This is a genomic window from Neobacillus fumarioli NBRC 102428 (genome assembly GCF_001591485.1).
Lineage (GTDB): Bacteria > Bacillota > Bacilli > Bacillales > Cytobacillaceae > Neobacillus > Neobacillus fumarioli.
In genome coordinates, this window is record NZ_BCUZ01000086.1 from 1 (window position 1) to 11199 (window position 11199).

General features: G+C 39.5%; 9 protein-coding genes, 1 pseudogene and 1 riboswitch. Of the genes and pseudogenes, 1 reads left to right on the plus strand and 9 read right to left on the minus strand.

All coding sequences use genetic code 11. The features are described from left to right. Positions 1–16: 16 nt before the first annotated feature. The 5 genes from BFU02S_RS11705 to BFU02S_RS11725 form a co-directional block, all read right to left on the minus strand. The gene (locus BFU02S_RS11705; protein WP_066370742.1) at positions 17–1213 is read right to left on the minus strand and encodes an acetate kinase; all 1197 of its coding nucleotides are present in this window, start codon (positions 1211–1213) and stop codon (positions 17–19) included. 219 nt (positions 1214–1432) lie between these two features. Then, positions 1433–2410: a class I SAM-dependent methyltransferase gene (locus tag BFU02S_RS11710; protein ID WP_084361093.1), complete on the minus strand. Its 978-nt coding sequence runs from the start codon at positions 2408–2410 to the stop codon at positions 1433–1435. A 152-nt stretch (positions 2411–2562) separates the two neighbouring features. Beyond that, a complete protein-coding gene (gene tpx, locus BFU02S_RS11715) occupies positions 2563–3063 on the minus strand; it encodes a thiol peroxidase (protein ID WP_066370746.1) in 501 nt (166 codons plus the stop codon). 211 nt (positions 3064–3274) lie between these two features. Further along, a complete protein-coding gene (gene ytfJ / locus BFU02S_RS11720; RefSeq protein WP_066370749.1) occupies positions 3275–3793 on the minus strand; it encodes a GerW family sporulation protein in 519 nt (172 codons plus the stop codon). Positions 3794–3810: 17 nt separating this feature from the next. Next, a complete protein-coding gene (locus BFU02S_RS11725; RefSeq protein ID WP_235842044.1) occupies positions 3811–4503 on the minus strand; it encodes a DUF2953 domain-containing protein in 693 nt (230 codons plus the stop codon). Positions 4504–4676: 173 nt separating this feature from the next. On the opposite strand from BFU02S_RS11725, the gene BFU02S_RS11730 reads away from it, so the two are divergent. Further along, positions 4677–5477 carry an NAD kinase gene (locus BFU02S_RS11730; protein WP_066370754.1) on the plus strand — a complete coding sequence of 267 codons (801 nt, stop codon included), beginning with the start codon at positions 4677–4679 and terminating at the stop codon, positions 5475–5477. 385 nt (positions 5478–5862) lie between these two features. Here BFU02S_RS11730 and bluB read toward each other — a convergent pair whose 3' ends face one another. The 4 genes and pseudogenes from bluB to mbcS all read right to left on the minus strand — a co-directional run bounded on the left by bluB (position 5863) and on the right by mbcS (position 11090). Further along, on the minus strand, positions 5863–6600 hold the full coding sequence (gene bluB / locus BFU02S_RS17145; protein WP_369690684.1) for a 5,6-dimethylbenzimidazole synthase: 738 nt from the start codon (positions 6598–6600) through the stop codon (positions 5863–5865). Between the two features lie 3 nt (positions 6601–6603). After that, a pseudogene (gene cobT / locus BFU02S_RS17325) lies at positions 6604–7644 on the minus strand (nicotinate-nucleotide--dimethylbenzimidazole phosphoribosyltransferase); the annotation flags it as partial. 149 nt (positions 7645–7793) lie between these two features. After that, positions 7794–7978: riboswitch (cobalamin riboswitch) on the minus strand. A gap of 385 nt (positions 7979–8363) precedes the next feature. Further along, a complete protein-coding gene (fdhD, locus tag BFU02S_RS11745) occupies positions 8364–9158 on the minus strand; it encodes a formate dehydrogenase accessory sulfurtransferase FdhD (RefSeq protein ID WP_066370758.1) in 795 nt (264 codons plus the stop codon). A gap of 345 nt (positions 9159–9503) precedes the next feature. After that, a complete protein-coding gene (mbcS, locus tag BFU02S_RS11750) occupies positions 9504–11090 on the minus strand; it encodes an acyl-CoA synthetase MbcS (RefSeq protein ID WP_066370760.1) in 1587 nt (528 codons plus the stop codon). Between the last annotated feature and the right edge of the window lie 109 nt (positions 11091–11199).

Genomic DNA, 11199 nt, shown 5'->3' on the forward strand with positions numbered 1-11199 from the left:
CAGCCCCTTCTCTTCTTTATTCATGTATATCCGCCAAACGGACTACGTCACGTGCAATCATTACCTCTTCATTGGTTGGGATCACCAATACTTTTACCGGTGAATGCGGATAGTTAATGAAAGCTTCTTTTCCTCTAACATTATTTAAAGCAGGATCCCAATAGATGCCCATAAATTCAAGACCATTTAAGACCCTTGCCCTGATGGTATCACTGTTTTCCCCTATTCCTGCTGTGAAAATAATCGCATCTACGCCGTTCATCCGTGCTGAATAGGAGCCGATATATTTATGGATACGGTTGGCAAATACATCTAAAGCAAGCTGGGCCCGTTTATTTCCCTTTTTCGCTTCAATCTCAATATCCCGCAGGTCGCTGGAAAAACCAGATACCGCTAACATACCGCTCTTCTTATTTAAAATATCCAGTACTTCTTCTGCCGTTTGATTCGTTTTTTCCATAATAAACGGAATTAACGCCGGGTCTATATTCCCGGAACGCGTGCCCATTGTAACTCCGGCAAGCGGTGTAAAGCCCATGGAGGTATCAATGGATTTTCCGCCTTGAACAGCCGCAATACTGGCCCCATTTCCCAAATGACATGAGATTAGGCGAAGCTGTTCTAACGGCCGGCCTAATAGTTCACTTGCGCGCTGGGATACATATTTATGGCTTGTTCCATGGAAACCGTACTTACGAATGCCATATTTTTTATAGTATTCATATGGCAAGCTGTAAAGGAACGAGCTTTCCGGCATAGTTTGGTGAAAGGCAGTATCAAATACAGCCACAGCAGGCACATTTGGCAGTACTTGCCGAAACGCTCTTATACCCGTAACATTTGCCGGATTATGCAGCGGTGCAAGATCTGATAATTCTTCTATTCTTCTTAAAACTTCATCATTAATCAGAACAGAGTCATTATATGCCTCACCGCCATGAACAACCCGATGGCCAATTCCTACTATTTCATCAAGCGATTGAATAATGCCTAATGTTGTTAATTTATCCAAAAGCATTTTAACAGCAACTTCATGATCCGGAATATCCAGTATTTCCTGGATCTTCTCTCCGTTCACTGTTATTGTAAAAATAGAATCTTTTAAACCAATTCTTTCAACTAATCCTTTTGTAATTACTTTCTCGCTCGGCATTTCAAACAACTGAAATTTAAGCGAAGAACTTCCTGCATTAATCGCAATAATTTTTGCCATGTTTTTGACGCTCCTTCTATCTACCAAATCAATCATTAATACGTTCAGTCAGTACAGTTTTTAGTTTGTACAATTAGCCAATTATTTCTTCCAATTTCTCATTTAAACATTGTAAATTCAACATTTCAAGAAGGAAATTCTCTGGCAGCGATTACAGCGAAAATATAATTTTATTCAAACTATTTTAAAGATAAAAAAAGATGATTCCGTCTTTCGAAATCATCCTTTGTTTTCTTGAAACCATTTATCAATTTCCGTTAAAATTCGATCCATTTCCTGGCGTTTAGAAAGACTTGGCAATGCGACAAGCAGCGCCTGTTTTGGAGGCTTAATGTCCTCTCCTTTCTTCTGAACAACAAAAATGCTTTTGGCTGCCTGTTTATTTTTAAACATGCTGATTGGCAATTGCAGTAAACCTTGAATGATGGTATTTTCCTTCAGAAATTCATGAAGTTTTCCCGCTTGTTCACTCTCAAAAAGACCATTTGGTATAACAAAGAACAGATATCCGCCAGGCTTTGTATGACGAATGCTTTGTTCAATGAATAAATGATGGGAATAGGAATGGCCGGTATCTGCTTTTAATTGATAATCCGCTGCACGTATGTCATTTGGATAATAGCCCACAGGCAAATCAGCTATGACGATATCAACAGGGTCAATAAATAACGATTCAAGACTGTCCTGGTTAAAGAACTGTACGGAGTGCTCCTGTAAATTCGCATTCACATAAGCAAGCTTAAGTAAAAGATCGTCAATATCAACACCAATCGCATGGATTTGTTTAGGCAAATGGTTTAATACCGTCATTAATAAATTCCCCGTCCCAACAGCCGGATCAAGCAAGCGGAAGGCAGGCTGCTTCATAAATTTCCCCGCCAGATAGGCCACAAGCATGCCGACTGTATCTGGGGTCATTTGATGATTCGGCTGGACATTTTCCTTCATCCCTTTGAGAATAACAAGTTGATATGCCTTGCGAATGTCTTCATGCGAATAGTTTTCCAATTGAACTTCGCCGTATTGTTTCTTTAGCCGTTTTACCGTCAATTCACTTAATTCCTCTTGCAGAATAGAGCCGTGAAATAAATTTTCACCGGTTTCAGCAAGCGCCTCTAAATATGAACAGTCCAATTCCTCTTGCAAACAAAGCGCTGTTTCATTAAATAGGGTAAATAATTGTTCGATTGGAGTCATGATCTTTTCTCCTCCATTGCAAAATTCCTTATCTTTTTTGGACGACTATGTATCATTTTAATTAGAAAACTTGCTGATTGGCAAGTTTGGAAGGGCGTAGATTAGGCCCAGTTTAAAAGCCCCGGCATTTTGCCGAGGCCTTGTCATATAAATTATTTAGCGTTTCTGGCAGCTTCCAGTGCAGCTTCATAATTAGGATGGTTCGTTGCTTCGCTGACATATTCCACATATGTGACTGTATCGCTGGAATCTACAACAAAAACAGCACGGGTTAACAGTCTTAATTCTTTAATGGCTACTCCATATGCCTCGCCGAATGAAAGGTCGCGGTGATCGGATAATGTTTGCACATTTTCGATACCTGCAGCTGCACACCAGCGTTTTTGGGCAAATGGAAGGTCTACACTAATGGTTAATACCTTCACGTTTCCAAGGCTGTTTGCCTCCTCATTAAAGCGGCGTGTTTCAGCATCACATACCCCAGTATCAAGAGAAGGAACGGAAATAATTAAGCGAACTTGTCCTTTTGTATCATCTAAAGTAACTTGTGAAAGATCATTTGCCAGGACAGTGAAATTTGGAGCTTTGTCGCCCACCTTTACTTCTTTGCCAAGTAGTGTGACCGGGTTCCCCTTAAATGTAACATTTGCCATTTTTTCATCCTCCTTTGTCATATTTAAGCAAAGCACACTCCAAACATTGTTGAATATGTACAGTGTTAATATAACTTTCAACCAATATATTTGCAATTATTTAAACCTTTCATGTAGATGTATTTTTAAGAAAACCCACTGATGAAATAGTGATTCTTTCTATCACGAAAAAACTCGCCTGCCAGCGAGCTTTTAGTCTAAACCCTTTTACTTAAATATCGAAATCTGCCTTAGGCTGCCTGTTTTGATATTGATTATTTCTTCCGGATTGTTCATTATGTTGTTGGTCTCTTTTCGAGAACATTTGCTGAATTTTATCTACTGCCTGTGGTGCAAGTTCGAGAATTTTTTCATATAAATGCGTGCTTTCATCTAAGTGCAGCATTTTGACCCCTTGGGAATTAACAATTAAAAAGGCGATCGGCGTAATGGAAACCCCTGCGCCGCTTCCGCCGCCAAATGGAAGGCTTGGTTTGGATGGTCCTTGGTTTTGCCCCTGACCCTGATTTTGGTTTTGATTTTGTCCATGTCCCTGTCCGTGGCCATTTGCGCTGTCAAGTTTAAATTCACTCCCGCCAGCCGCAAATCCGAAACCCACTTTACTAACAGTGAGAATAACGCTTCCATCCGGGGTTTCAACAGGGTCGCCGATAATCGTATTCACGTCTATCATTTCTTTTAAACTTTCCATTGCAGTTGTCATCAAGCCTTGAATTGGGTGATCTGACATTGCAGTTTCCTCCTCTTTCAAACGGTTTTCGTTTTTTCAGTTGAATAATCAGAATTGAAGTGTGGCTTTCCACCCTTCCAAAATTTCATCAGTTTTAATCCTGCTAAAATAGCATACCCGATTCGAAATTGGATCATACATGTAAACCTAGTTTGAATAACTGCTGCTTGAAAATGAGGGGTAATTAATAATTTCGGCATGTCCTTTAATTTTAGATAATGGCTGAGAAGAGCAATGAGGCTCCCCTTCATTGACCAAAGCGTTCCGGTTGCAATTGCCGTGTGAGCAGCATCACCGAGTCCTATTAGTGTTTCCCATTCCAATTTTTCAATGGAAACTTTTCGCAAAAATCCCTTGACAATTACATGTAGATTAACAACCTTCTCCAATAACGTTCTTATATTACGGATCCTGTTCCTTACATCATGTTTGCTGATTTGGTGTACATTCTTATCAGACTGTTCATTCCCCTGGTTTCCGTAGTTTGTTTGACTTTTCACCACTACAGTGGGTGAATTTTCATCAATTTTAATTAATGGTGCATGAAACTTATATGTAATAATCTTTAGGATTCGTAATTCCACCTTTAAATCATCATTATCATTATAGTGCTGATAATTTATAAGAATCGTTAATTTTGAAAACAGCACGAGTATAATTAGCAGCAATAGAACAAATAAGGATACTGGCACCCAAACCAACTTGTTCACAACCTTTCAGCCTATTAGTATTTCCTGTCATCGTCAAAATAAACACATTGCTTTAAGTAAAGACTTTTCATATTCTTTGTTTCATTTTACTTTCAAAAGGTGCTAAACTATTTTGGACAAATATTTGCAAGATCCACTACACTTTTCATTTTATTATCAGGAGGTCTTACAAAATGGAAGAAAGAAAAAATATCTATTATTACTACAAGCAGGATGAAGAGATTCTTTCGCACATTTCCCCGCTATTAGAAGCAACGAAACGCTTTGGGTTTACGATTGTAGATGATTATCGGAATGCCAATATCATTGCCAGCATTGGAGATGATGGGGATTTTTTGCAGGCAGTGCGAAAAACAGGTTTTCGTAGTGATTGTCTTTACATGGGGATTTCTACGAATCACAGTTTAAATATGTATTGTGATTTCATGATTGAAGATACGTCGAAGATGATTGAAGCAATGCTGAATGAACAGCTGGAGGTTCGCCGCTATCCGCTTATTGAGGTTTCTGTTGATCACCAAGGAACTTTTACTTGTCTAAACGAATTTAGCCTCAGGTCTTCCATAATTAAAACATTAGTAGTTGATGTATTTGTCGATTCCTTGCATTTTGAAACTTTCCGTGGCGATGGTTTAATAGTGGCTACTCCAACCGGAAGCACCGCCTATAATAAATCTGTAAGGGGCGCGGTTGTCGATCCGCAGCTATCCTGTATGCAAGTCAGTGAAGTATCATCTGTCAACAACAACCGCTACCGGACACTTGGGGCTTCGTTCATTCTAAGCGGGGAACGAACTCTTACGCTAAAAGTAGTTTCGGAAACCAATGACCATCCGACAATGGGAATGGATAATGAAGCTTTAAGTATTCGCCATGTTGACAAAATTCAAATCAAATTAAGCAACAACAAATTAAAAACCTTAAAACTGAAAGACAACTCCTTCTGGGAAAAAGTAAAGAGAACTTTTCTCTAAATCTAAAAGGCTACGGATTTTTGACATCTCCGCAGCCTTTTTGCTTGACTCCTGATTAAATTTGATATTCCCTTTACCCCAATTCGTATCGAAATAGTTCTTTTTACACAGGGAAACAAGTTCATTTTAAGGATCACTGCAGTTATAGTTCTTATCGACATGGCGATTCACAAATTTTTGATACTAGCCCACACCTGGACCCAAAACGCCTGAGGACATGGTACGTAACACTATTGGAGATGTTAATTCAATATATTCTTCAGAACAAGAAAGCAAATCCAAAAAGTTTTTCTAGTGGAGTAAACTATTAACTTCGTTCTATTACATCATTCCTAATCCGCTCATATAGAGGTTTTCCCCTTGTCTCCGCTGCGAGTGTAAATTTTCATTCATCCAACTCCTTTTGATCCCATTGATTTTGAAAGACAAGTTCTTTCAAATCTAGTCTTTTCGCCCAACCGACCCTTTCCAAAACTGGTATATCCGGAAAATGAGAGGTATAACCTATGGTCAGCAAAGCAACTGGATCAACTGAATCCGGGATTCCCAAGATGTTGCGGATATCCTGTTTCTGATAAATACTGATCCATCCCATCGCAATCCCTTCTACTCTGGCAGCGAGCCACATATTTTCAATGGCGCAAGCTGTTGACATCAAGTCTGTTTCAGGTATGGTATTCCTGCCCAAAACATGCGGACCGCCTCTTCCCGAATGATTCGTAACGCAAATGGTCATTGGTGCTTGCAGTAACCCTTCCAACTTTAGCCGCAAATAATGGTCCTGTTTTAAGTCATCATAATTTGCCGAAGCACGCAACCTTTCTTTCTCTACCACTTGATATAATTTATTTTGAATGTTTCGATCTGAGATAACAATAAAGTTCCAAGGTTGCATAAAATCGACAGATGGCGCTAAATGGGCAGCATGAAGGATACGCTCCAAAATCTCCTTTGGAACGGGATCAGGCAAGTAAGAACGAATATCCCTCCGAGCTGAAAATGCTTTATAGACCGCTTTCTGTTCATCAGGTGAAAAATCAAGTTTAGAAGGTCTAAGAGTGTCTTGATCCTGGCAATCTATTAGAATATTGTCTTTCTGTGTTTCCCGATGCGGGTTAGTCACTTTGGCGTCTTCAAAGGTTGATGTCTCTGCCATAATTCGGCATGCTTGCTGCATAATAGGCAGTAAAAGCAACGCTCCCGATCCTTCACCTAAACGAAGCTGCCAGTGTACCAAAGGTTCCAATTGCAATTCATTCAAAATATAAGCATGTGCCGGTTCTGAAGAGCAATGAGAGGCAAACAGATAACTTATAATTTCTTTATTAAAACAGGAGGCCCATAATGCTGCGATACCTGTCATAAGTCCATCCAGTACAACAGGAATCCCCCTGCTGGCAGTAGCAATCATGGCCCCCGCTATTGCCCCGATTTCGAACCCATCAACTGCCGATAAAATCTCCCATGGATCATCCCTGCGAATGCGATGTTTACTCAAAGCTGATTCTATCACCTGTATTTTATGTCGAAACTGACTCATACCAATTCCCGTTCCTTCACCAACCACTTTCTCTACAGGTAAATCCAGCAGAACCGCAGCCATCGCTGCAGCGGAGGTCGTATTCCCAATCCCCATCTCGCCAAAAATTAATAATTCCTTCCCGTTATCAATAAACTGATCCGCTATTTCCATGCCAACCGTCACACTCTTTACGGCTTGTTCATGGGTCATGGCAAAGTCATGCGTAAAGTTCTGAGTCCCTGGGCCAATTTTTTTAACAACAGCCTTAGGGTGCCTTACCCTGGATTTTATTCCCACATCAACAATTTGCAGGTCTATGCTGCTTTGTCTTGCCAAAACACTGCTCACGGCACCTCCCATACACATATTTACCGCCATTTCTTCAGTTACATGTGAATCGTATGCTGATATACCTTCTTAACTAACACCATGGTCGGCTGCAAAAATCACGCAACCGGCATTGTCGATGGAAGGAATAATGTTTCCAGTTATTCCAGCAAGCTGAATGACGATCTTTTCTAATATTCCTAAGCTTCCCTTTGGTTTTGTTAAATCATCCAGGCGAAATTCCGCTCTCATCATCGCTTGGCTGTTCAATGGACGGATTGCAGCTGCACGATTATAAATAGTATCGGGCAAGACCATTCTTCCTTTCTGCTAATCTAGCGACACCTCTTTAATAAAGAAAAAACCCTGCCTGTTTAGGCAGAGTGTACGTTGAAATATCACAACAAATGAATCCCACATTGTGAATTCTTTTATATAATTCTCCAACCTACCTCTCCTCGAAGGTATAGCATTGTTTTTCGCAGGCAGGTCTTCTGACTTACAGCGGTCACCGAGGCCTTCCCACAAATTTTTTTGCAGTGGCTAAACGGTTCTTAAATTGCTGATTACAGTGGCGGGACTGTACCGGACTTACACCGGTTTCCCTATTATCTTCGAATCAATTCGAAGCACCTGAGAAAATTTTGTATTCAATTGAGCACTTTAATCTTAAATTTGCAAATAAATTTTGTCAACAACTTATAACCGTACAAAGAAGCAGTTGTGATCATTGAAGAAGTATTTTGGTGCGCACCATGGGGTTTTCACTTGGATCGTTTCTGCCATTGTAACCTCTCCCTTTTCAAAAATAAAAAAGCCCGCCATAAAATAGAGTGTGCTAATGTAACACACGTTCTATTTTATGGCGGGCTAATGACTGAGTAGTTGAATCCTACTAGTAATCCGTCTCACCACATATTATAAAAAAACAGGATATTTTGGCAATTTGTCATTACCAAATATCAATGATTTTTTACGTTTATGCTTTTATTATAAAACTTCCCAGGCTAATTCTCAATAACCAATTCCCCCTATTCCTACACCTGTTGAATTCTTTCCGGACATGTATAAATATTTAAAGATTGATTACGAATAAAACCCACTGTCGTGATCCCTAATTCTTCTGCCAGTTGTAATGCCAATTCAGTAGGGGCAGATTTTGAAAGGATGACTTCACAACCAATTTTCGCCACTTTCAATAAAATTTCAGAAGAAATCCGCCCGCTAAATACAATTATTTTATTTCCGATTGGGATATCATTCTTTAAACAATAACCATAGATTTTATCCAGAGCATTATGTCTACCAATGTCCATCCGTGCAAGTATAAATCCATTTAAATCACACAGTGCAGCATTATGAACGCCTCCTGTCTCATGGAAAATAGTTGCGGATTTTTGTAGCTGATTCATAAAATGAAAACAATCCTCTATGGAAAATTTGACACGGATCCTTTTCATCTTCTTAGCAGTTAATGCATCATTAACGAAGACAAAACCTTGCCTGCTCATTCCACAGCAAGATGTAATGTACCGTTTGTTCTGAAAATCTTTGAAATACGGATTCAGCTTGTCGATTTTTACATGTACATATCCTTCTTTTTCTTGAACCCAAAGTTCTTTGATTTCTTCATATTTTCGTATTAATCCTTCAGATGCTAAGTAACCGATGACCATATCTTCAATGTATTGTGGTGTACAAACCATCGTAACAAATTCTTGGCCATTTATTTTTACTGTAATGGGGAGCTCGGTCACAATGCTATCTTCCATCTCTTCAAGTTTGCCGTGAGAGTACCTAATGATTCTCTTTTTTTCAACTATTTGCTTCATTTAACATCGCATCCTAAAAAAACATTAAAAACAAACAGCCCATCATAAAATAAATTGTGCATATATACACAGCTTATTTCATGATGGGCTAATTACAAAGCAGGTTATTCTACCAGCAATCCATCTCATCACATATACCAAAACAGGATGTTATGGCAAATGATCATTACCAAACATCAATGTCTTTTATCTTCATCATTATAGTACGTAAAAGATCAAATTTGAAGTGAAAATTAGTAAATTATCCAAACATCAATGATTGTAGAGATTCTCCTGAATATTTTCCAGTATTGACCGCACAAAGTTGATATGCCCAAGTGCGGTCTTTTGTATTTTCAAGAAAAATTAGCCCTGCTTGGCTGTTTGCAGTTCTTTTTGCCGTAGTTCGACCCGGCGGATTTTTCCCGATGTTGTTTTCGGAAGTTCCGTTACATATTCAATCTTTCTTGGATATTTATATGGAGCGGTTAGTGTTTTCACATGTTCCTGAAGGGTTTTCGTAATTTCAGGATCATTCTGATCGATGTCTTCTTGCAAGATCACGTAGGCCTTCACAACAGAGCCGCGAATCTCATCAGGACTTGCAACAACTGCACATTCTTTAACAAACGGATGTTTAACAAGTGCATCCTCTACCTCAAACGGCCCAATTGTATAACCTGAACTGATAATAATATCATCACTGCGACCTTCAAACCAGAAGTAGCCTTCTTCGTCCATTTTAGCTTTATCACCGGTTATATAATAATCGCCGCGGAATTGTAATGCAGTTCTTTCCGGATCTTTATAATAATTTTTGAAAAGAGCCGGGGTATCAACATGAACAGCAATATCGCCGACTTCGCCAACCGCGCAAACTTGTCCTTCCTCATTGATGATCTCCACCCGGTTCCCCGGCGTCGGTTTGCCCATAGAACCTGGCTTTAACTTCATTCCTTTGCTAACACCGACAAGCAAAGTATTTTCTGTTTGTCCATAGCCGTCACGGACATCAATATGGAAATATTTCTGGAATGTATCAATCACTTCACGGTTAAGCGGTTCCCCTGCAGATACAGCACTGCGCAATTTAGGCAAGCGATAAGCTGCCAAATTATCAACCTTTGCCATTAAACGGTATTCCGTCGGGGTGCAGCATAAAACATTGATTTGATATTTTTCAAGCAGGCTTAAGTACTTTTTCGGTTCAAATTTGCCATTATAGACAAAGCCGGTTGCACCCGAACCCAATACAGATAAAAAGGGACTCCAAATCCATTTTTGCCAGCCTGGTGCTGCCGTTGCCCAAACAATATCTCCCTCTTCAATGCCAAGCCAATTGGCTGCCGCCGTACGAAGATGGGCGTAAGCCCAGCCGTGCGTATGTACGACACCTTTTGGATTTCCTGTTGTGCCAGAGGTATAGGATAAAAATGCCATATCATCTCTTTTCGTATCAGCAGCTGTAAATTCATCATCAGCTTGTTTCATTTTTTCTTCTAAATGAATCCAGCCTTCAACGTCCTTACCAACAGAGAATTTTACTAAAGAATGCGTTTCAGCAATATTGGCAAATTGATCTACATATGGAGAATAGCTGATCACCGCTTTTACATCACCGTGCGAAATTCGGTATTGCAAGTCTTTCTCTCTTAACATTTCTGAACTTGGAATGACCACCATTCCTACTTTCAGGGCGGCTAAATAAACAACATATGCTTCTATCAAACGAGGGATCATAACAAGCACGACATCGCCTTTAGTTAAACCGTTTTGGGTAAAAACATTTCCAGCCCGGTTCACTTGCTTTAGTAACTGTTTATATGTAACTTGCTTAACATCTCCTGATTCACTTTCCCACTTTAAAGCAATTCGATCCGGACTTTCAGCAAACCGTTCTACCTCTGAAACAAGATTATACCGTTCGGGGGCAATTAGATCTTCTCTCTTCATGGTTTCTCCTCCTTGAATTTTATATTTAATACAATTTTATTATACAAAATTATTCAGAAATTTTAAAATTATTTTTTAAAAGAAAAGCGCAAGCGCCTTGGTCAGCCTG